Below are 20,923 nucleotides of genomic sequence, written 5' to 3' on the forward strand. Positions count from 1 at the left end.
GGGCTCAGATCGGCTTGAGCGCTGGGCTCAGATCGGCTTGATCGCATTGATCAACCAGTCCCCGCCGATCTTGCGATAATCCACGCGCAGTCGGCTGCCGTCATACAGCGGCTGGCGGGACTGGTCGGTCACGGTGCGGTTCATGTACACCAGCACGGATCCGGAATCGCGCTGCGCCGCCATCACACCAACGCCGACGACGCTGATCTGGACGACCAGCTGACGCTTGCGTGCCTCGGGGATCACCTTGGCGGTGGCGTCCTGTTCGAACTGCTGCCGGAAGTCCGGGGCGAGCAGCGGATACGTCTCCATCAGACTGCGCTCGACGGTCTGGTAGTCGTAACCGAACACCTTCGGGATCTGCTCGGCTGCCAGCGTCGGCAGTTCAACCCTGGCGGACTCCTGGCCACGCTGGGACACCCGGTTCCAGTACAGCGAGCCACCTACGGCGGCCAACCCGACGAACGCCACCGTGAGCAGGCCGATCAGCAGGGAACTGAGTTTAGAGCGCATCAGTTTCCACCGTCGGGGTACTTGAGGTCGTATCCGGTCATATGCCCGTTGTCGTCCTCGTGCACGATCACCCGCAGTCGGTACGGGCGCGTCGGGGAATTGACGCCGTCCAGGTCGGTGACCGTGACGCGGACCGCCACCAGCACCGAGGCGTTCCCGGCGATCTCGTCGACCTTCTCCAGCGCCGCGCCGTTGATCACAGCCTCCGAGCTGGCCTGGGTGTCGCGGAACAACGCCTTGAGGTTGTCGGCGTTGCTCCCCTGGCTCATCATGTCGCGCAGCGGGCCGCTGGTGCCGTCGACGAAGCGGTTGACGCTCTCGTCGATCGTGTCCTGGGTGTAGCTGAACATGTTGATCACGGTCTGCTTGCCGGTGTCGACGAAGCTCTCGTCGCGGGCCTGCACGGCGTCTACCGCATGCTGCTGATCGCGCATGACGTAGGCCAGCACTCCCAGCGCAACGGTCCCCAGGCCCAGCACCAGGGCCGCCACCAGGGCCACCAGGGTGCGGTGGGCGCGCCGCCGGGGGGGAGCCTTGAGCGGTGTCGGCTGGGATGGCCTGGCCGTTGCCTCGGCCGAGGGTTCCTCCGACAGCGCGGTGACAGTCACCTCGCCGGCGGTCCCAACCCCCGTGGGGCCGGCCGCCCTGGACGCGCGCCTACGCACCGGCCTCGTGTTCGAGGCGGTTTCTTCGGTCATCAAGCCTGCCTTGGATCCAACATCAGGTCTACCCAGGTCTCCGCTGGCGCCAGATTGTCGGCACCGGCCGCGTACACGCCGGTGCCTCCGTCGGCGTCGGCGAAGACCCCACTGTGCTGATCGTAGGTGGCCATTCCGGGTGCGCCGGCCAGAGGTGGTGCTTCGGCCGGTAATGGGGCTTCCGGAGCCGGTGCCGGAGCGGGTGCCGCTTCCGGCGCTCCGGGAGGCGTCCGTCCGTACGGCGGCACGATCTGGTCCGGCGGCGCGAAGTACGGCCACGGCGGCGGCGGGGTGCCCGGCTTGTTCGGCGGTACCGGCAGCGGGAACGGCGCGTGCGGCGCGGGGCCGGGGCCGGGTTCGACCCCGGGTGGCAGATGCACCACGGGCGGGCCCGGATCCGGATCCACCTGCGGAGGAATGTTCGGGAACTTGTTGGGCGGCAGGATGTTACGCCCGTCCTCGATCGGCGTGCCATACGGAACCGGCGGCCCGCGCCACGGGTTGCTGCCGATCGGCACATAGCCCTTGGGATCGCGGCACAGCTGGATGGTGGGCGCCCGCTTTCCGGGGAACTCCATGCACGGGTAGTTGCGCGCGCCGCGCACCACCGCAGGGTCGTTCTGCGCGGTCTTGCAGTAGAGATCGGGCGGAAGTTCGCGCAGCGTCTCGTCGGCCGGTGACCGGATCTGGGTCGCCGGGATGAAGCCCGTGTTGCACGGCGGTGGGTCCTGCAGGTCGATCTTGAAGTCCAGCTTGGCGCCCTCGTCGGCAGGTGCCCCGCCGGCCACGGTGTTCAGCGCAGCCATCAGGGCCGGGAAGATCACCAGCGCCTGCTCGATCGACTTGCTGTAGATCACCCCGATGCGGCCGAAGTTGGCCAGGTTGGCCGCCAGCACCGGGAAGGTCGGCCGGATACCGCTGAACGCGGTGTTGGCGGCCTCGGTGGCGCCCGGAACGGTCTTGAGGGTGGCGCGCAGCTGCGGGTCGGCCTTGTTCACCTCACCGGTGAACCGGGCCAGCCCGTCGGCCAGCGAGCGGATGTTGTCGCCACTGCGCATCTGGGCTTCCAGGAACGGCCCGGCCTGATCGATGAGCTGAGTGGTCTCACCGTAGTTGGCGTTGGCCTCGTCGATCAGCAGCCGTGAGGATTCGATCAGACGGGCCAGCTCCGGCCCCGACCCGTTGAACGCCTTGAACGTCTCGCGCAGCAGATCCTGCAGCCGGCTGTTGCCGATGCTGCTGACCAGGGTGTCGGCTTCGTGCAGCATCCCGGCGATGTCCTGGCCGACCCGGGTGTTCTCCTGTTTGATGGTGGCGCCATTGCGGAGCTTGTCGGTCGACGGTGACTCCGGCGGGATCAGATCGATGTACTGCTCACCGACGGCCGAGACACTCTTGACCGTGGCGGTGACGTTGTCGGGGATCGCTGTGCTGCTGTTGAGCTGCATCTTGGCGACCACGCCATCGGTTGCCAGGCCGACCGAATCCACCCGTCCCACCGTGACGCCACGGTAGGTGACGTTCGCGTTCTGGTAGATCCCGCCGCCGGCCAGGAAGTTGGCGTTGACGTGATAGGTGCCGATGCCCACCGCGGCGGGCAGGTGCAGATAGAACAGCGAGATTGCACCCACGGTGAGCACCGTGACGACCCCGAAGATCATCAGCTGCATACGGGTGAGCCGGTCGATCATCTACGGCTTCTCCTCGTGCTGGGTGGCAGTTCCGGCCGGAATCTTGAACGGATCGGCGGCCTGACCGGACAGGTTGGCCATCGCCCCGGTCAGGAAGTCCGGCGGATTGATCACCTCGCTGAGGTGCTGCATGTTCGGGTCGAACCCCCCGGTGGTGAAGATCGACTCACCGAACCGGCGCAGGGTCAGGTCGAAGGTGACGTACACGTTCAGGTAGTCGCCTCGCACCGCCTGGCGCAGATACTTGTAATGGAACGGGAAGGTCGGAAGGAACTCCAAGTCCTTGATGAAGTCGTCGGCGTTGTCGTTGAGCGCCTTGATCACCGGATACAGATCCTTGAGATCGGCCGCAAAATCGTCCTTCGTCTGCGACAGGATCCGCGAGCCGACCTGGGCGAAGCCGCGCAGCGCGGTGAACGCGTCGACGATGTTGGACCGGTTGTCGTTGAGCACCTTGAGCGCGCCGGGCAGCGAGTCGAGCGTGCGCCCCAGGCTGTCCTGGCTCCGGGCCAGGATCGACGCGAATCGGTTCAACCCGTCGGCAGCCGCGATGATGTCGTTGGTCTGCTGGTCCAGTGACGCGGTCAGTTCGGCCAGCCGTGGAATCAGGTCGGCGAAGGTCCCCGCCCGCCCGGCGACGGCCGCGTAGGCCTCATCGGTGATGTCCTGCAGCGCACCGAGATTGCCCTTGTTGACCACCATGCCCAGCGAGGAGAGCACTTCCTCGGTGGTCGGATAACGATCGCTCTGGGACAGCGAGATGTTGGAACCTTGACCCAGGTGCCCCTCGGCCGGTCGATCGACAGGCTCGGCCAACTCGATGTGCTGGGAGCCGAGCAGCGATGTCTGGGCAACGCGCGCAACGGCATTCGCCGGGAGCTTCACATCACCATTCAGCGACAGTTGCACCGCCGCATAGAAGGTGCCATCCGAGCGCTGGACCGCATCCACCCCCGACACGCTGCCGACGGTGACGTCGTCGACCATCACCGGCGAGTTCTGCGGCAGGGTCGCCACATCGGGCAACTGCACGGTGATGGTGTAGGAACCGGACCCGTGCCCGGCGGTACCGGGCATGTTCAGCGAGTTGAGTCCGCCGAACTGGCAGCCGGCCAGCAGCATGGCGCCACTGCCGATCGCCAGCGTGCGACCGCCGATCCGGGATGCCTTACCCCTCAATGCTTTACCCTTCATCATCCGCCGGCACCAGCTTCAGCGGGTGCGGGCGCGGCTGCGGGTCCGGGTGCGGGCCCTACTCCGGTTCCGGCTGCCGGCGCGGGTGCATCCGGTGGCAGGATCAACGAGCTCAGCGTTGCGTCCGGCGGGATCTGCGGCGGGGTGACGCCCGGAGCGTTCTGCCACTGCAGGTACGGCACCGGAGTCTCAGACTTCTCCTCGGTCGCCGGGGTGTCGTACTGGATCTGCCCCTTGTAGGCCGTGATGCTGTTGATGGGATGGAACAGCACCGGCGGGTAGTTCATCGTGATGCGGCGTAGCACCGGGCCCATCCGCTGGCGACAGATCTCGGCACGCTTGTAGTTGTCCGGGTTCGCGCCGGTGTCGAAGTTGCCGCCGCACAGGAACTGCACGGGGTTGGCGAAGTTCGGCAGGGTCAGGAGCCCACCGACGGTGCCCTGCGCCGGGTTGTAGATGTTGTAGAAGTTCGCCAGGCCGTTGGGCGTGACGTGCAGGATCTGTTCGATGTCGTCACTGTGGTCGGTGAGGATCTGGGTGAAGTCGGCCAGCTTGCCCACCTGGGCGATCAGCGCATCGTTGTTCTCGTTCAGGAAACCACGCACGTCGCCGAGGGCCTGGTTCAGCGTGCCCAATGTCTCGTCGAGGCCGCTGGCGCTGTCCGCCAGCACCTGCGACACCGACGCCACGTGATTGGTGAACTGCACGATCTGCTCGTTGCTGTTGGACAGCGCGTCGACGAGGATCTGCAGGTTCTTCACCGTGCCGAACAGGTCGGTCCGCGAATCCCCCAACCGGCCTGCGGTTTGCGACAGCTCGCGCAGCGCATTGCGAAACGAGTCGCCGTTGCCGTCGAACGTGGTGGCGGCCTGGTCGACGAACGCCGCGATCGGGCCCTGCACCGAGTTGGCCTGCGGTCCGAGTTGCGAACTGAGCTGGGTGAGTTGTTCCTTGACCTCGTCCCATTCGACGGGCACTCCGGTGCGGTCGAGTCCGATCGACGCGCCGTCGGCGATTACGTCGCCCTCCGTGTAGGCGGGGGTCAGCTGAATGAACCTGGCCGACACCAGGTTCGGCGACAGGATCAGCGCCTTGGCATCGGCAGGCACCTTGACGCCGCGGTCCAGGGTCATCTCGATCTTGACATCCGTTGGCCGCGGTTCGATGGAATCGATCGTGCCAACCGGCACACCGACGATCCGCACCTCGTCGCCGGGGTACAACCCGACGGCGTTGGTGAAGTACGCGGTGAGCTTGGGCCCGGTGCGTGACGGCCACACCTGGTACACGCCGACGGCGAGGACCGCCAGCAGCACTGCGGCCAGCGCAATGCGCAACCACCGGTTGCGACCGGATACCGAATTCTGTTGGGTCATGGTGATTTCGGCCTAACGATTACCCGCTCGGAGATATAGCCGCGCAACATGTCGGACAGGCTGTCGGGCAGTTTGCCCGGCTGGAAGTAGGTGTCGAGAAGCACCTCGGAGATGGCCGCAGGCGGCAGGCCGTACAGGTTGATCTGGAACCCGGGGCCCGAGCCCACCACTTCGCCGAGCGCGGTGGCATACCCCGGCAACCGCTTGAGCGCCTCACCGATGTGCTCGCGCCGCTCCAGCAGGTTGTCCATCACCAGGTTGAGTTTGTCGAGCGCAGGCTTGAACTCCTTGCGGTTGTCGGCGACGAATCCCGAAAGTTGTTTGGACACATCGTCGATACCGGCGATCAGGTTGCTGAGCGCCTGCCGGCGCTCATCGAGCGCGGCGAACAGCTGATTGCCGTCGGTCAGTAGTTGGTTGACCTGCCCGGCTCGCTTGGCCAGGAGATCCGACACCCGCTTGGCGTGGGCCAGCAACCCCTCGAGAGCCTCGTCCCGCTTGTTGATGGTGCGAGACAGGTTCGTGACGCCGTCCAATGCACCGCGCAACTGCGGGGTGGCGTCACGCAACGTGTCGGTCAGTGTCTGCAGCGCCTGCTCGAACTTCGGCTTGTCCAGCTCGCTGACGTTCTGCCCGAGATCCTGCAGCGCAGTGTTCAGCGTGTACGGAGTCGTGGTGCGTCCCAATGGGATAACCGTCGACGTACCGAAGCCCTTCGGGGTCACCGAAAGCGACTTCTGGCCCAGCACCGTATCGGTCTTGATCGCCACCAGCGACTGATCGCCGACTTTGATGTTGCGGTCCACGGTGAACTTGACCTTGGCGGCATCGCCGGCCAGGGCGATGTCGGTGACCTTGCCGACCGTGATGCCCGAGATGTTGACATCGTTGCCCGGCGAGATCCCACCGGCATCGCTGAAGTAGGCCTCGAACTGCTTGCCCTGCGGGAAGAACGGCAGGCCGGTGTAGCCGAACGACACCAGGACCAGACACGCCACCACGAAGATGCCGAGGATCCCGGTACGCACGGGATTCGACTCATGCGAACTAGTCATTCTTCGGCGCACACCTCCCCTTGGACGGGTCCGGCGGGCCGCCGAACGGAATCAGGATGTCGCTGCCTGCCGGTCCGTTGACCTTCAGGCGGACCGAGCAGTAGAAGATGTTGAAGAACGAGCCGTAGGCACCGAGCGCGTTGAGCCGCAGGTAGTTCTCAGCCAGCGGCTCGATGACCTTGTTGATGTCACCCTTCCGCTCGTCCATGCGCTGTGCGAGCGGCCGGGCATTCTCGATGACCCCCTGCAGCGGGCGGCGGGACTTCTCCAGCATGTCGGTCAGATCGTTCTCGGCCGAGGCCAGCGGGGCGATCGCACCGGCGATCGGATCGCGCCCCTCGGACAGACCGGTGATCAGCTTCTGCAGCTCGTCGACGCTGGTGTCGAACTGAGAGCCTTTCTCGTCCACCGTGCTCAGCACCGTGTTGAGGTTGGTGATCACGTCGCCGATGACCTGATCGCGGGCGGCCAGGTTCTGGGTGAAAGCGCTGGTGCTGGTCAACATGTTCGCCAACGCGCCGCCCTGACCCTGCAGCATCTCGATCACCGCGTTGGAGATCTCATTGACCTTCGCGCCGTCCAGGCCCTTCAGTACCGGCCGCAATCCGCCCAATAGGGCATCGAGGTCGAGGGCCGGCTGGGTGTTCTGTACCGGGATGGTCGCGCCGGGCGCCAGCTTGCGCAGTTCCCCTGGGCCCGAGGTGATCTCCATGAAACGATCGCCGACGAGGTTCAGGTACCGCACCTTGGCCTGGCTCGAGGTGTAGAGCTGGTACCGCTTGTTGACGTCGAAGGTGACGTCAACGGTGTTGTCGGGGTTGAGCTTGACGTCGTTGACCTTGCCCACCGGAACCCCGGCGATGCGGACGTCCTGCCCGGCCTTCAGCCGCGACGCCTCGCTGAACGTGGCGTGGTAGCTGTGGGCCGAGGCGAAGCGGAACTCGCCGAAGACCACCACCAGCATGGCCGCCACCAACAGCATGGCAACCGTGAAGATGCCGACCTTGAGCATGGTCCGATCAGTACCCGCGCCGGACGTCATCAGAATCGGTCCCTTTCTGCGAACGCACCGTTGAACAAGAACTGCAGCGTCGCGGGTGCGTCGAACTGCACCTCGGTGTTCGGCTGGTACGGCACGTAGGCGTTGTCGGTGACCAGGAAAGGTGAGTGGTACCAGGTGCCGCCGTACTGCTTGGTGGGCACGTCGGGAAGACCACGGCAGTTGGGCCCGCCGGTGGCGTTCACCAGTGGCAGGCTCTCCGGATAGGTGTAGCCCGGGGACCCCGGCAGGAAGTTGGAGTTGACGAACAGTCCGGGCCGGATACCGCCGATGATCGGAGCGAACCGGTCCACCGCGATGGAACTGCCCTTCAGGAAGCAACCGAACTCCGGGGAGTAGTCGCCGAGGACCTTCAGCGGTGCACGCAACCGCTGGATCGCCGCGATGTAGTCGTCAGCCGCCGGCTCCAGGGTGGCGGTGCCGTTGTTGGCCAGCCCGGTGGCCGCCAGCAGCGTGGCGTTGAGGTTCGTCTTCTCATCCACGATCGTCTTGTTCAGCGCGGGCACGTTGTCGATGATCCGGGCCAGGTCCGGGCCGGCGTCGCCGTAGATGTTGGCCACCACCGCGGCCTTGGCAAAGTCCTCCTGCAACGTCGGCAACTTCGGGTTCAGTTGCTGCAGGTAGGAATTCAAGCCCGACAAGGCCGCGCCTGCATCGTCTCCGTGGCCGCGCAGGCCCTCGCCGAGGGCTGACAGCGTGGCGTTCAGGCTGACCGGATCAATCTTGTTGAGCACGTCCGACAGCGTCTGGAAAAGGGTGTTGACCTCCAGCTGCACGTCCTTGGCGGCCACCGTGCTGCCCGGCCGAAGCGAGCCCTGCGGCTGCTCCGGCGCCAGGAACTCCACCGACTTGGCGCCGAAGATCGTGTTGCCGGCGATCCGCACGGTGGCGTTGGACGGGATATAGCGCATCTCGCCGCGCTTGATGGACAGCGTCAGCTTCGCCTCGTGGCCGGCGTACGCGATCTCGGTGACCTTGCCGATCTGGATGCCGCGGTACTTCACCTTGGCATCGCGCTCCATCACCAGGCCGGCCCGCGGCGCGGTCAGGCTGACGGTGTCGGTCGGCGTGAACGCGGCTGTGTACGACAGGTAGGTGAACACCACGGCGGCGGCCACGATGGCCGCGAGGATTGCCGCAGCGATCCTGACATGCCGGCGCGGCTTGGGGTTTCCGTCTGACATCGTCGCCTACCCGGAAAGGTTGAAGTTGCCGGACGCGCCGTACACGGCCAGGGAGATGAACAGGGTGATGGTGACGACGACGATCAACGAGGTGCGCACGGCCTGGCCGACTGCGATCCCCACGCCGACCGGCCCGCCGGAGGCGTTGTAGCCGTAGTAGGTGTGCACCAGCATCACCGCGATGGCCATCACGATCGCCTGGAGGAACGACCACAATAGGTCGCTCGGTATCAGGAAGGTGTTGAAGTAGTGGTCGTACAGGCCCGCCGACTGCCCGTTGATGAACACCGTGGTGAACCGCGCGGCGAAGAACGCGGCGAGCACCGACAGCGAGTACAGCGGAACGATCGCGATCAGCCCGGCCAACAGTCGGGTGGACACCAGATAGGACACCGCGTGGACGGCCATCGCTTCGACGGCGTCGATCTCCTCGGCCACCCGCATCGCGCCGAGCTGGGCGGTGGCGCCCGCGCCGATCGTGGCCGCCAGGGCAATGCCGGCGATCACCGGTGCCACGATGCGCACGTTGAGAAACGCCGAGAGGAAGCCGGTCAGGGCCTCGATGCCGATGTTGCCGAGTGACGAATAGCCCTGAACCGCAATGACGCCGCCCGAGGCCAGGGTGAGGAAGGCCGCGACACCGACTGTGCCACCGATCATCACCAGGGCGCCTGCGCCCATGGTCATCTCGGCTACCAGGCGGATGGTCTCCTTGCGGTAGCGGTTGACCGCGTTGGGCAGGTACCGCATCGTCTCGCCGTAGAACAGCGCCTGCTCGCCGATGTTGTCGACGGTCTTGGGCACACTGCGGAACAGCCGCCGGAAGCGGAGGGTGGCGTCATAGCTCATCGGACCAGCACCCGAACCCCGATAGCGGTCATGATCACGTTGATGACGAACAGGCAGATGAAGGCGTAGACCACCGTTTCGTTCACTGCGTTACCGACACCCTTCGGGCCTCCTTTGACGGTCAACCCGCGGTAGCAGCCGACCAGGCCGGCGACCACGCCGAACAGCAGTGCCTTGATCTCGGCCAGCACGAGTTCGCCGAGCCCGGTCAGCACGGTCAGGCCGTTGATGAAGGCGCCGGGGTTCACCCCCTGGAGAAACACCGAGAAGGCGTAGCCGCCGGCGATGCCGATCGCACACACCAGACCGTTGAGCAACAGCGCGACGAACATCGACGCCAGCACGCGGGGCACCACCAGTCGCTGGATCGGGTCGATGCCCAGCACCCGCATCGCGTCGATCTCCTCGCGGATGGTGCGGGCGCCGAGGTCGGCGCAGATGGCCGTGGCGCCGGCACCGGCGACCACGAGCACAGTCACCACGGGACCCAACTGGGTGATGGTGCCGAAGGCAGTACCCGCGCCCGACAGATCGGCTGCGCCGATCTCACGCAGAAGAATATTGAGAGTGAAGGCCACCAGCACCGTGAACGGGATGGCCACCAACAGCGTGGGAACCAGCGAGACGCGGGCAATCATCCAGGTCTGGTCGAGGAATTCCTTGAGCTGGAAGGGTCGACGAAAGATCTTGGCAAAAGTGTCCAAGGACATCTCGACGAAACCGCCAACGGCCCGGGCGGGAACCGCAAGCTGTTCGATCAACCTGGACTCCGTTCTCGGGGCACTGGGGCGGGGAAATTTCGCGGAAACTCGCGTTAGCGAAAAATTGACGGCCACATGTCGTGGCTGTCCTCCCACCCCTTGGTCTTATTGCGCTCTTAGTGAGCCGGATCATATTAACTAGAACATGTTCGCACTGTCAAAGAATTCAAATTATCGGCTTCAACAGCAGTTTTCCCAGCTCAGGACAGCTGGGGTCAACCCTCGAATAGAACGCGTTCCAGTGCCGTTGAGTGGCCCTCAACGAGACCGTCAGTCTCGCGAGGCCATCAGCTCGGTGGCCGAGAATCCACGCTCGAGGTCACGATCAGCAAAGTATTCGTGCAGTGCCCCGCTGAGCTCGGCCGGGTTCCAGGCAGCGGAGTCCGCAGTGAAATGCATCTCTGCCGTGGGGGGCGCGACCAACGTGACAGTTGGACCATAGACGATGAACAGCTGACCGTTGACGGCTTCGGACGCGGGCGCGGCCAGGAATCGCACAAGGGTGACGACGTGATCGGTCGACAGCGGGTCGACCTGTCCGTCGGCCACTTCGGGTGCGTCGCCGAAGACGCCTGCGGTCATGGCCGTGCGGGCCCGCGGCGCGATCGCGTTGGCCCGTACGCCGAAGCGCTCCAGAGCCCGGGCCGCCGACACCGTGAGCGCCGTGATGCCCGCCTTGGCGGCTCCGTAGTTGGGCTGACCGACCGGACCTGACAGTCCGGCCTCCGACGAGGTGTTGATGATCCGGCCGTAAACCGTGCCATCCCCCGCCTTGGCCTTGTTGCGCCAGTAGACCGCGGCATTCCGGGTCAGCAGGAAGTGACCGCGCAGGTGCACCGCGATGACCGCGTCCCACTCCTCGTCGCTCATGTTGAACAGGATCCGGTCGCGGGTGATACCTGCGTTGTTGACGACGATGCCGAGGCCGCCCAGACCGTCGGCGGTGGCGACCAGCTCATCGGCGGTCGAGCGCGCGCTGATGTCTCCGGCAACCGCGACGCCCTTGGCGCCGGCGGCCGCGATCTCGTCGAGCACATCAGAGGCGTCCAGCGCGGCGGCCATGTCGTTGACCACCACGGTCGCCCCGGCCTTGGCCAGGCCGATGGCTTCGGCACGGCCCAAGCCCGCGGCCGCGCCTGTGACCACGGCCACTTTTCCGGACAGATCGATCTGAGCGTCGTCGGTCATTTATGAATACCTCTAGTCTTTTCGGATCAGGGCTGCACGGGGGCATTCGGCGATGGACTGCTCGGCCAGATCCTCCTGGTCGGCAGGCACCGGATCGGACTTGACCACGGCATAGTCGTCGTCGTCAAGGTCGAACAAATCGGGGGCAATACCCACGCAGACCGCATTGCCTTCGCAGCGATCACGGTCAACTTCTACTCGCATAGCGACCTCCTCACGACGTGTGCACGCACGGGGCTGCGGGCGTGCAGCCACAGAATACGACCACACCTGACGGATACCAGTCAGACACCGGCCTGGATCCTAAGACTAGAACGTGTTACAACCAGGTGAGAACTCAGGTCTAACAAGCAGTGAGGATGCAGCGCAATGCGGATCGGTTACACCCCTGAGCAGGAGGAGCTGCGCCGCGAGTTGCGCGCTTACTTCGCCAAATTGATGACGCCCGAACGGGTCGAGGCTCTCAGCTCGTCCGAGGGCGAGATGGGACGCGGCAACGTCTACCGCGACACCGTCGCGCAGATGGGCAAGGACGGCTGGCTGACGCTGAGCTGGCCAGAAGAGTTCGGCGGCCAGGCCCGCCCACCGATGGATGGGTTGATCTTCACCGACGAGGCCGCGATCGCCGGTGCGCCGGTGCCGTTCCTGACCATCAACAGCGTCGCGCCGACGATCATGCACTTCGGCACCGAAGAACAGAAGAAGTTCTTCCTGCCCAAGATCGCCGCGGGCGAGCTGCACTTCGCGATCGGTTACTCCGAGCCCGGTGCGGGCACCGACCTGGCGGCCCTGCGGACCACCGCAGTCCGCGACGGCGATGACTATGTGGTCAACGGCCAGAAGATGTGGACTTCGCTCATCGCCTACGCCGACTACGTGTGGCTGGCCGTGCGCACCAACCCTGAAGCCAAGAAGCACCGCGGCATCTCGATGCTGATCATGCCGACCACGGCCGAGGGTTTCTCCTGGACGCCGGTGCACACCATGTCCGGCGTCGACACCAGCGCCACCTACTACCAGGACGTGCGCATCCCGGCCACCAACCTGGTCGGTGAGGAGAATGCCGGCTGGAAGCTCGTGACCAACCAGCTCAACCACGAGCGCGTCGCGCTGGTGTCCTCACAGCCGATCTATGTCGCGCTCGACGGGGTCCGCGAGTGGGCCCAGAACACCAAGGACGTGCACGGCAAGCGGATCATCGACTCCGAGTGGGTGCAGCTCAACCTGGCCCGGGTGCACGCCAAGGCCGAGGTTCTCAAGCTGATCAACTGGGAGCTGGCCTCGGCCACGTCCGCCCCCTCACCCGCGGATGCGTCGGCGGCCAAGGTGTACGGCACCGAATTGGCCACCGAGGCCTACCGCCTGCTGATGGAGGTGCTGGGCACCGCGGCGACGTTGCGCCCGGACAGCGCGGGCGCGCTGCTGCGTGGCCGCATCGAGCGGTTCCACCGCTCGGCGCTGATCCTGACCTTCGGCGGGGGCACCAACGAGATTCAGCGTGACATCATCGGCATGGTCGCGCTCGGCCTGCCCCGAGTGAACCGGTAAGGACGGCACACCAATGGATTTCAAGACGACCGAAGCGGCCGCCGACCTCGGTGGCCTGGTGCGCACGATTACCGAATCGGTGTGCACGCCCGAACGTCAGCGTGAGCTCGACGGCCTCGAGCAGCGTTTCGACGCCGACCTGTGGGCCAAGCTGGTCGAGGCCGACGTGCTGTCGGCCGCGGCGCCCGAGTCGGTGGGCGGCGGTGGTTTCGGCGTGCTGGAGCAGGCCGCCGTGCTGACCGCGCTGGGCCGCCAGTTGGCCGCCGTGCCCTACCTGGATTCGGTGGTGTTGGGCGCGGGCGCGCTGGCCGCGTTCGGGTCCGAGGAGCTGCGCACCGAGTGGGCGGCGCCTGCGGTGGCCGGCGGCAAGATCCTCGCGGTGGCCCTCGACGGCGAGATGGGTCAGGGCCCGGTGCAAGCTCAGGCTGACGGTCCTGGGTACAAGCTCACCGGCACCCGCACCCAGGTGAACTACGGGCCGATCGCCGACGCGTTCCTGGTTCCGGCCGAAACCGATTCCGGGGTCAGTGTTTTCCTGGTTTCCGGTGATGATCCGGGCGTGACGGTCAGCGTGCTGAGCACCACCGGCAAGGGCAGTGTCGCCCATCTGGAGCTGCAGGCCACCACCGTGGACGCGGCACGCGTCGTCGGTGGGGCTGAGGTCGCGGAGTGGCTCACCACGCACGCGACCCTGGGCCACAGCGCCTTCCAGCTCGGTGTGCTGGAGCGGGTGCTGGAGCTGACGTCCGAGTACGCCCGCGAGCGCGAGCAGTTCGACCGACCGATCGGCAGCTTCCAGGCCGTCTCGTCGCGACTGGCCGACGGCTACATCGACGTCAAGGGCCTGCGTCTGACGCTGACCCAGGCGGCGTGGCGGTTGTCCGAAGATCTGCCTGCCGACATCGATGTCGCCAGCGCGGCGTTCTGGGCTGCCGAGGCGGGTCATCGCGTCGCACACACCGCCGTGCACGTGCACGGTGGTGTCGGCATCGACATGGACCACCCGGTGCACCGGTACTTCCTGGCCGCCAAGCAGACCGAGTTCGGGGTCGGCGGGGCCACCGGGCAGCTGCTGAGCATCGGCCGCGAACTCGCCGACACCCCGGTCTAGGGATGGGGGGTCCAACCGTCGATCCGACAGTCTCCGAGCTGCTGGTCCCGCTGGCCGACGTCACTGACCGTGGTGTCTACCAAGAGGATTCGTTCGTCAGCTGGGCTGACCATATCGCCGCCGGGGCGCAACTCGCCGCGGCGCTGCGGGCACGGTTGGACCCCGCCAAGCCTCCGCATGTCGGGGCGTTACTGGGCAACACCACGTTCTTCTCCAGCCTGTTGGTGGGTGCCAGCCTGAGCGGGCTGGTGCCCGTCGGGCTCAACCAGACCCGCCGCGGCGAGGCACTGGCCCGCGACATCGCCAAGGCCGACTGCCAGCTGGTGCTGACCGACAACCCCGACGCCGTCCCGGCCGGGGTGGACTTCATCGATGTCGAATCTGCCGGGTGGGCAACCGAACTCGCGTCGTACCGGGACACCCCGGTGACGTTCGCCGACGTGTCGGCCGACGACCTGTTCATGCTCATCTTCACCTCGGGAACGAGCGGTGATCCCAAGGCCGTCCGGGTCACCCATGACAAGGTGGCCTTTCCGGGCCGGATGCTGGCCGACCGCTTCGGGCTGGGGCCGGGCGACACCGTGTACCTGTCGATGCCGCTGTTCCATTCCAATGCGATCATGGCGGGCTGGGCCGTCGCGGCCGCTGCCGGTGCGTCGATTGCGTTGCGGCGCAAATTCTCCGCATCCGGATTCATCCCCGACATTCGGCGCTTCGGCGCCACCTATGCCAACTACGTCGGCAAGCCGTTGTCCTACATCCTGGCCACCGATCCGGCACCCGACGATGCCGACAACTCGTTGAAGATCCTCTACGGCAACGAGGGGTCGGCGCGTGACCTGAGCCGGTTCGCCGAGCGGTTTGGCGTGACCGTGGTCGACGGATTCGGTTCCAGCGAGGGCGGTGTGGCGATCGCCCGCACCCCCGACACCCCCGAAAGCGCCCTCGGCCCGCTCACCGATCAGGTGGCGATCGTCGATGTGGACACCGGTGAACCGTGTGCGCCCGGTGTGGTCGGCGAGTTGGTGAACCCGACGGGGGCCGGCTGGTTCCGTGGCTACTACAACGATCCCGACGCCGAGGCGGCCCGGATGGCCGGCGGCGTCTACCACACCGGCGATCTGGCCTACCTCGACGAGGACGGCTACGCACACTTCGCCGGGCGACTCGGTGACTGGATGCGGGTGGACGGCGAGAATCTGGGTACCGCACCGATCGAGCGAATCCTGTTGCGCTACCCCGACGTTGCCGAGGTTGCCGTGTACCCGATCCCCGACCCCGATGTGGGTGATCAGGTGATGGCCGCACTGGTCCTGGGGGCGGGCGCACCGTTTGATGCAGAGAAGTTCCGCGCCTTCCTGGCTGAGCAGCCCGACCTGGGGCCCAAGCAGTGGCCGTCCTATGTGCGCGTCGGCGCCGCGTTGCCGCGCACCGAGACGTTCAAGGTGATCAAGCGGCAACTCTCCGCGGAGGCCACCGAGTGCGCTGACCCGGTCTGGCCGATCTCCCGCTAGCCTTCTTCGCGCTGTCACCCCGGGCGGTCGTACCGCTACCCCTTTCGATACCATCGGCATCGAAATATGGGAGGCGCAGCATGCATATCGCAGTAACCGGCGGCACCGGCTATCTCGGCGCCCACACCGTTCGAGGCCTGCTCGCCGCGGGACACCGCATCCGACTGCTGGTCGCACCGGGATGCGGTGACGACGAGGTGATCGGTCATCTTGCCGCGCTCGGCGAGATGTCCCTGCTCGAGGGCGACATCCGCGACGTCGACACCGTCAGGAGACTGCTCTCGGGCTGCGACGCGCTGATTCACGCCGCGGGCATCGTCGGCACCGACCAACGCCGGGAAAAGTTGATGTGGGAGATCAACGCACACGCAACCGAGGCCGTGCTGAACCGCGCCGTCGAGTTCGGGCTCGATCCCATCGTCTCGGTCAGCAGTTACAGCTCACTGTTCCCGCCGCCGAACGGGGTGATCTCCGCCGACACCCCGCCGGCACCGGGCCGCAGCCCGTATGCGCAGACGAAGGCGTATGCCGATCGGGTCGCCCGGCGGTTGCAGGACGCCGGGGCACCCGTGGTGGTCACCTACCCGTCGAGCGTGGTGGGCCCGGCGTACTTCACCGCCGCCGGGGTTACCGAGCGCGGCTGGGCGCCAATCGCCAAGGCCGGTGTGGCGCCACGGATGACCGGCGGCATGCAGATGATCGATGTGCGTGACGTAGCGCTGGTGCATGAGCGGCTGATGTCCCCCAGGCGGGGCCCCAAGCGGTATGTCTGCGGTGGCGTGATGGTGTCCTTCAACGAGATGATCGACGTGCTCGAAGAGGGAGCCGGGAGCAAGATCCGCCGAATCCCTGTGCCGGCGAGCCTTTTCCGCGGCATCGGCTGGTGCTCGGATCTGCTCGGCGGGGTCCTGCCGCTCGGCGACGGGATCAGCTACGAGGCGGCCATGCTGCTCACCGCCGCCACCCCGACCGACGACAAGAGCACGCTCACCGATCTGGGGATCGATGCCTGGCGTTCGCCGCAGGCAGCGATGCTGGCCTCATTCGGCCGGTGACACCCCCAGCGCGCGGCTGAGCAGCCGCACCAGGCGCTGCTGCAGTTCGGGTGAATCGTCGTCAGTGGCCACCGTGGTAGTGAACAACGCCGCCCCGGCCGCCAGGGAAAGCACAGCCTTCGCGTCCGATTGGGTCCCGTAACCCTTGGCCGCGAACATCTCGATCGCCGGCCCGCTGAACCCTTCCCACAGCGCCTTGCGCATCGCATCGTTCTCACGCAGCGCCAGCAGCAGCCCGGGCACCGCCTCGCTCACGTCCGGGCGGCTGAACAATTGATGGCTGCCGCGCACCACCCAATCGATCCAGCCGGCCAGGTCGGTATCGGAAAACGGTGACATATCGGGTGCTTCGCCGAGTATCGCGTGCAGCACCAGTTCCGCTTTCGACGACCAGCGCCGGTTCAGGCTGGACCTGCCCACCCCGGAGCGGGCCGCAACCAGCCGAACGCTGAGATCGTCCCAGCCCACCTCGACCAGCAACTCACGGGTGACCGCGAGCACCCGCTCGTCGATCGAGACATCACGTGGTCGGCCGGCCATTCCCCGATTCAACCGCATAAACCGCGCGGGTAGCGTCGGGGACGTGGGCTACCGCGAACAGGATCCGCCGCCACACCTGCTCGAGCTCGTGGAGTGCCAGTGGGTCCGCACCGGTCCGGCCGAACCTGGCCGGATTCTTCCCGACGGCTGCATGGACCTGATCCAGATGGCCGACAGGATCGTCGTCGCCGGCCCCGACACCACGGCGTTCGTCGCTGCCGGGAGTCAGGACCCGGTGCAGGGGTTACGGTTTCGTCCAGGCGCCTTGCCCCGTCTACTCGGCGTCCCGGCGTCCGAACTGTGCAACACCCGAGTCGACCTACGCGAACTGCGCACAATCGCCCGGGACGGTTCACTCGAAGAGCTCGCCGCAACGCTGGCCTCGCAGCAGCCTCGCGCCGATACGGCCCCGTGGCCGCTGCCCGCGCTTCGTGAAGTCACGCGCCGGCTCGCGGCCGGGGAATCGGTCAGTGCAACGGCAAGGCATGTCGGTTGGTCGGACCGAACGATGCAACGGCAGTGCGCGGCGGTCTACGGATACGGGCCGGCCACACTGCGGCGCATCCTCCGCTTCCGCCGAGCGGTGCGACTCCTCGACAGCGGACTGGCACCGGCCACCGTCGCAGCCCAGGCCGGCTATGCCGATCAGCCGCACCTGCACCGCGAAGTTCGCACCCTCGCCGGGGTGCCGTTACGTCAGCTATCCAGCGCCGCAAACAGATCCACCGAGGTACCGTCGGGATCTTCGACCGTGGCATAACGGTGACCCCAGGGTGCGTCGTAGGGCTTGAGCGTCCGCGGATGGCCGGCAGCGGTGAGCCGCTCATAGAGTTCGTCGACCTCGGCGGGCGAGTCGAGCCCGAACGCCAGCGCCACCCGACCGCGCCCGGTCGGGGGCACCCAGCCGGGATGCATGCCGGCGATCACCTCCTCGGTGTCGAACGCGAGCCGGTTGCCGCCGGGCAGCGTCACCTCGACATGCGGACCTTCGGGTTGGGGGACTTCCAGGCCGAGCAGCCGGTAGAAATCCAGGGATCGGTGCAAGTCTTTGGCGACGATCTCGATGATCGCCGAAGTCAGGTTCAAGGCCATACCCGCAGGTTAGATGCGCAGGCGGCGCGGATCTTGAACGAATCGGACAACCGCGGGCAGTAGCGTCGAAAACGAGCGGAAGGACAGGGCATGAGGCTGCAGGGCAAAACCGCGATCGTCACCGGCGGTGCGGGCGGGATCGGACGCGGTATCGTGCGGGCCTTCGTCAAGGAGGGCGCCCAGGTACTGATCGTCGACATCAACGACGAGGCCGGCAACGCGCTGCAATCCGAACTCGGCGATGCCACCAGCTATCTCGGCATCGACATCTCCCAGCAGCCGGCCGCGGCGCAGATCTGCGCTGCCGCCGTCGACGCCTTCGGATCGGTGAGCGTGCTGGTCAACAACGCGCACGCGTCGCGGCAGGCCCCGTTGCTGGACACCACCCAGGAGATGCTGGACCTGTCCTTCGACACCGGCTTCTACCCGACCTGGTGGCTGATGCAGGCCTGCCACTCCCAGCTCAAGGCCAGCGGCGGGTCGGTGATCAACTTCGCCTCCGGCGCCGGCATAGAGGGCCAGGCCAACCAGGCGTCCTACGCCGCGGCCAAGGAGGCAATTCGGGCGATCAGTCGGGTGGCGGCCAACGAATGGGCGGCCGACGGCATAAACGTCAACCTGATCTCCCCGCTGGCGTTGACCGAGGGCGTCAAGGCCTACCTCGCGGCCAATCCTGGCATCGAAGAGAAGCTGCTGGCCGGCACCCCGATGCACCGGTTCGGCGACCCCGAGGCAGACATCGGTCGGGTCGCGGTGTTCCTGGCCAGCGAGGACGCCCGCTACATGACCGGGCAGACCCTGATGGTCGACGGCGGAACCATCAAGCTGCGCTGAGCGGCGTTGTGACCATCCCGGCCGCCGAGTAGGTTGGTGCCAACCATTGTTACTCGCCAGTAGGGAGGGCTGTAATGCCTGCTCCATCCGCTGCGGATTTCGCTCGCCTGCGCGCGCTCGTCGCGATCGACGACATCGGCGCCCGGCAGTCCAAGCCGATCGACGAGGTCTTCACCGGCAAGGAACTGACCACCATCCCGATCGGTACCGCCGAAGACGTGACCGCCGCCTTCGTCAAAGCCCGTGCCGCGCAGGCACAGTGGGCGAAGCAGTCGGTGAAGGAACGCGCCGACGTCATCAAGCGGTTCGGCGCACTGCTCGCCAAGAATCGCGACTTCCTGATGGATGTGGCCCAGGCCGAGACCGGCAAGGCCCGCTCAGCCGCGCAGGAAGAGATCGTCGACATGATCTTGAACGCGAGCTACTACGCGCGCGAGGCAGCCCGGCTGCTCTCGACGAAACGGGTACAGGGCCTGCTGCCGGGATTCGTCAAGACCGTGGTCAACCACCACCCCAAGGGCGTCATCGGCGTCATTTCGCCGTGGAATTACCCCATGACCCTGTCCATCTCGGATTCCATCCCGGCCCTGCTTGCCGGCAATGCCGTGGTGGTCAAGCCGGACAGCCAGACGCCGTACTGCACGTTGGCCAACGCCGAGCTGCTGTATCAGGCGGGTCTGCCGCGCGATCTGTTCGCGGTGGTTCCCGGGCCCGGGTCAGTGGTCGGCACCGCGATCGTCGAGAACTGCGACTACATGATGTTCACCGGTTCGACGGCCACCGGGCGGGCACTGGCCGAGCAGTGCGGTCGCCGGTTGATCGGGTTCTCCGCGGAACTCGGCGGCAAGAACCCGATGATCGTCACCAAGGGCGCCAACCTGAAGGTGGCCGCCAAGGCCGCCACCCGCGCCTGCTTCTCCAATGCCGGTCAGCTGTGTATCTCGATCGAGCGGATCTACGTCGAGCGGGAGGTCGCCGACGAGTTCACCGCCAAGTTCGCCGAGCAGGTGCGCAACATGAACCTGTCGGCGGCCTACGACTTCACCGCCGATATGGGCAGCCTGATCTCCGAAGATCAGATCAAGACCGTGTCCGGCCACGTCGACGACGCAAAAGCCAAGGGCGCCAAGGTGGTTGCCGGTGGCAACGCACGCCCCGACCTCGGCCCGCTGTTCTTCGAGCCGACCGTGCTGTCCGGCGTCACCGACGAGATGGAGTGCGCGCGCAACGAGACCTTCGGCCCGCTGGTGTCGATCTACCCGGTCGATTCCGTCGCCGAGGCCGTCGAGAAGGCCAACGACACCGAGTACGGCCTCAACGCGAGTGTGTGGGCGGGATCGAAGTCCGAAGGTGAGAAGATCGCCGCACAGATCAGCTCCGGCACCGTCAACGTCGACGAAGGTTATGCCCTGGCATTCGGCAGCACCGCGGCCCCGATGGGCGGTATGAAGGCCTCCGGGGTCGGACGCCGCCACGGTGCCGACGGGATCCTCAAGTACACCGAGTCGCAGACCGTCTCCACCGCGCGGGTGATCAATCTCGATCCGCCGCTGGGGATCTCGCAGACGTTCTGGCAGAAGGCACTCACCCCGATGATCCGGGCGCTGCAGAAACTGCCCGGCCGCTAGTTTCCCAGCGCGAGCAGACGCGGAAGTACCCG

The 20,923-nt window shown here is 66.3% G+C and carries 21 protein-coding genes; 7 read left to right on the forward strand and 14 right to left on the reverse strand.

Annotation, left to right across the window (positions count from 1 at the left end; genetic code table 11):
- Positions 1-27: 27 nt before the first annotated feature.
- The 12 genes from HBE63_RS21745 to HBE63_RS21800 all read right to left on the reverse strand — a co-directional run bounded on the left by HBE63_RS21745 (position 28) and on the right by HBE63_RS21800 (position 11,773).
- A complete protein-coding gene (locus HBE63_RS21745) occupies positions 28-513 on the reverse strand; it encodes a mammalian cell entry protein (RefSeq protein WP_166906596.1) in 486 nt (161 codons plus the stop codon).
- Complete coding sequence (locus HBE63_RS21750; protein WP_166906597.1) at positions 513-1,211, reverse strand: mammalian cell entry protein; 699 nt, start codon at positions 1,209-1,211, stop codon at positions 513-515. The genes HBE63_RS21745 and HBE63_RS21750 overlap by 1 nt, the downstream gene beginning before the upstream one ends.
- Positions 1,211-2,902 carry an MCE family protein gene (locus tag HBE63_RS21755; protein ID WP_166906598.1) on the reverse strand — a complete coding sequence of 564 codons (1,692 nt, stop codon included), beginning with the start codon at positions 2,900-2,902 and terminating at the stop codon, positions 1,211-1,213. Before HBE63_RS21755 ends, HBE63_RS21750 begins: the two co-directional genes overlap by 1 nt.
- Complete coding sequence (locus HBE63_RS21760) at positions 2,903-4,099, reverse strand: MCE family protein (protein WP_305848708.1); 1,197 nt, start codon at positions 4,097-4,099, stop codon at positions 2,903-2,905.
- Positions 4,096-5,472: an MCE family protein gene (locus HBE63_RS21765; RefSeq protein WP_166906599.1), complete on the reverse strand. Its 1,377-nt coding sequence runs from the start codon at positions 5,470-5,472 to the stop codon at positions 4,096-4,098. Before HBE63_RS21765 ends, HBE63_RS21760 begins: the two co-directional genes overlap by 4 nt.
- On the reverse strand, positions 5,469-6,527 hold the full coding sequence (locus HBE63_RS21770; protein ID WP_166906600.1) for an MCE family protein: 1,059 nt from the start codon (positions 6,525-6,527) through the stop codon (positions 5,469-5,471). Before HBE63_RS21770 ends, HBE63_RS21765 begins: the two co-directional genes overlap by 4 nt.
- Positions 6,520-7,569 (reverse strand): MCE family protein, encoded by a 1,050-nt coding sequence (locus HBE63_RS21775; RefSeq protein WP_166906601.1) that lies wholly within the window; start codon positions 7,567-7,569, stop codon positions 6,520-6,522. Before HBE63_RS21775 ends, HBE63_RS21770 begins: the two co-directional genes overlap by 8 nt.
- Positions 7,569-8,771, reverse strand: coding sequence for an MCE family protein (locus tag HBE63_RS21780; RefSeq protein ID WP_166906602.1), 1,203 nt, complete (start codon positions 8,769-8,771; stop codon positions 7,569-7,571). The genes HBE63_RS21775 and HBE63_RS21780 overlap by 1 nt, the downstream gene beginning before the upstream one ends.
- 6 nt (positions 8,772-8,777) lie before the next feature.
- Entirely contained in the window at positions 8,778-9,620 is an 843-nt protein-coding gene (locus HBE63_RS21785; protein WP_135452328.1) for an ABC transporter permease, read from the reverse strand.
- On the reverse strand, positions 9,617-10,381 hold the full coding sequence (locus HBE63_RS21790) for an ABC transporter permease (protein WP_166906603.1): 765 nt from the start codon (positions 10,379-10,381) through the stop codon (positions 9,617-9,619). Before HBE63_RS21790 ends, HBE63_RS21785 begins: the two co-directional genes overlap by 4 nt.
- 270 nt (positions 10,382-10,651) lie before the next feature.
- Positions 10,652-11,569 (reverse strand): 3-oxoacyl-ACP reductase, encoded by a 918-nt coding sequence (locus HBE63_RS21795; protein ID WP_166906604.1) that lies wholly within the window; start codon positions 11,567-11,569, stop codon positions 10,652-10,654.
- A gap of 12 nt (positions 11,570-11,581) precedes the next feature.
- Positions 11,582-11,773 (reverse strand): ferredoxin, encoded by a 192-nt coding sequence (locus HBE63_RS21800; RefSeq protein WP_036391771.1) that lies wholly within the window; start codon positions 11,771-11,773, stop codon positions 11,582-11,584.
- A 165-nt stretch (positions 11,774-11,938) separates the two neighbouring features.
- On the opposite strand from HBE63_RS21800, the gene HBE63_RS21805 reads away from it, so the two are divergent.
- The 4 genes from HBE63_RS21805 to HBE63_RS21820 all read left to right on the forward strand — a co-directional run bounded on the left by HBE63_RS21805 (position 11,939) and on the right by HBE63_RS21820 (position 16,797).
- On the forward strand, positions 11,939-13,117 hold the full coding sequence (locus HBE63_RS21805) for an acyl-CoA dehydrogenase family protein (RefSeq protein ID WP_166906605.1): 1,179 nt from the start codon (positions 11,939-11,941) through the stop codon (positions 13,115-13,117).
- A gap of 13 nt (positions 13,118-13,130) precedes the next feature.
- The gene (locus HBE63_RS21810) at positions 13,131-14,228 is read left to right on the forward strand and encodes an acyl-CoA dehydrogenase family protein (protein ID WP_166906606.1); all 1,098 of its coding nucleotides are present in this window, start codon (positions 13,131-13,133) and stop codon (positions 14,226-14,228) included.
- Positions 14,229-14,230: 2 nt separating this feature from the next.
- Positions 14,231-15,742 carry a long-chain-fatty-acid--CoA ligase FadD17 gene (gene fadD17, locus HBE63_RS21815; protein ID WP_166906607.1) on the forward strand — a complete coding sequence of 504 codons (1,512 nt, stop codon included), beginning with the start codon at positions 14,231-14,233 and terminating at the stop codon, positions 15,740-15,742.
- An 80-nt stretch (positions 15,743-15,822) separates the two neighbouring features.
- The gene (locus tag HBE63_RS21820; RefSeq protein WP_166906608.1) at positions 15,823-16,797 is read left to right on the forward strand and encodes an NAD(P)-dependent oxidoreductase; all 975 of its coding nucleotides are present in this window, start codon (positions 15,823-15,825) and stop codon (positions 16,795-16,797) included.
- Here the strand turns inward: HBE63_RS21820 and HBE63_RS21825 are convergent.
- Positions 16,783-17,337 carry a TetR/AcrR family transcriptional regulator gene (locus tag HBE63_RS21825; RefSeq protein ID WP_166906609.1) on the reverse strand — a complete coding sequence of 185 codons (555 nt, stop codon included), beginning with the start codon at positions 17,335-17,337 and terminating at the stop codon, positions 16,783-16,785. The genes HBE63_RS21820 and HBE63_RS21825 overlap by 15 nt on opposite strands.
- A 43-nt stretch (positions 17,338-17,380) precedes the next feature.
- Here HBE63_RS21825 and HBE63_RS21830 point away from each other — a divergent pair, with 43 nt between their 5' ends.
- Positions 17,381-18,097: a helix-turn-helix domain-containing protein gene (locus tag HBE63_RS21830; RefSeq protein WP_166906610.1), complete on the forward strand. Its 717-nt coding sequence runs from the start codon at positions 17,381-17,383 to the stop codon at positions 18,095-18,097.
- On the opposite strand, the gene HBE63_RS21835 is transcribed toward HBE63_RS21830, so the two are convergent.
- Positions 18,034-18,429 (reverse strand): VOC family protein, encoded by a 396-nt coding sequence (locus HBE63_RS21835; RefSeq protein WP_166906611.1) that lies wholly within the window; start codon positions 18,427-18,429, stop codon positions 18,034-18,036. The genes HBE63_RS21830 and HBE63_RS21835 overlap by 64 nt on opposite strands.
- 90 nt (positions 18,430-18,519) lie before the next feature.
- Here HBE63_RS21835 and HBE63_RS21840 point away from each other — a divergent pair, with 90 nt between their 5' ends.
- Both HBE63_RS21840 and HBE63_RS21845 read left to right on the forward strand, forming a co-directional pair.
- Positions 18,520-19,263 carry an SDR family NAD(P)-dependent oxidoreductase gene (locus tag HBE63_RS21840; RefSeq protein ID WP_166906612.1) on the forward strand — a complete coding sequence of 248 codons (744 nt, stop codon included), beginning with the start codon at positions 18,520-18,522 and terminating at the stop codon, positions 19,261-19,263.
- 74 nt (positions 19,264-19,337) lie between these two features.
- Positions 19,338-20,891, forward strand: coding sequence for a succinic semialdehyde dehydrogenase (locus HBE63_RS21845; RefSeq protein ID WP_166906613.1), 1,554 nt, complete (start codon positions 19,338-19,340; stop codon positions 20,889-20,891).
- Positions 20,892-20,923 lie beyond the last annotated feature (32 nt).

The sequence above is a fragment of the Mycobacterium sp. DL440 genome, from assembly GCF_011745145.1.
In the GTDB taxonomy this organism is placed as follows: Bacteria; Actinomycetota; Actinomycetes; order Mycobacteriales; family Mycobacteriaceae; genus Mycobacterium.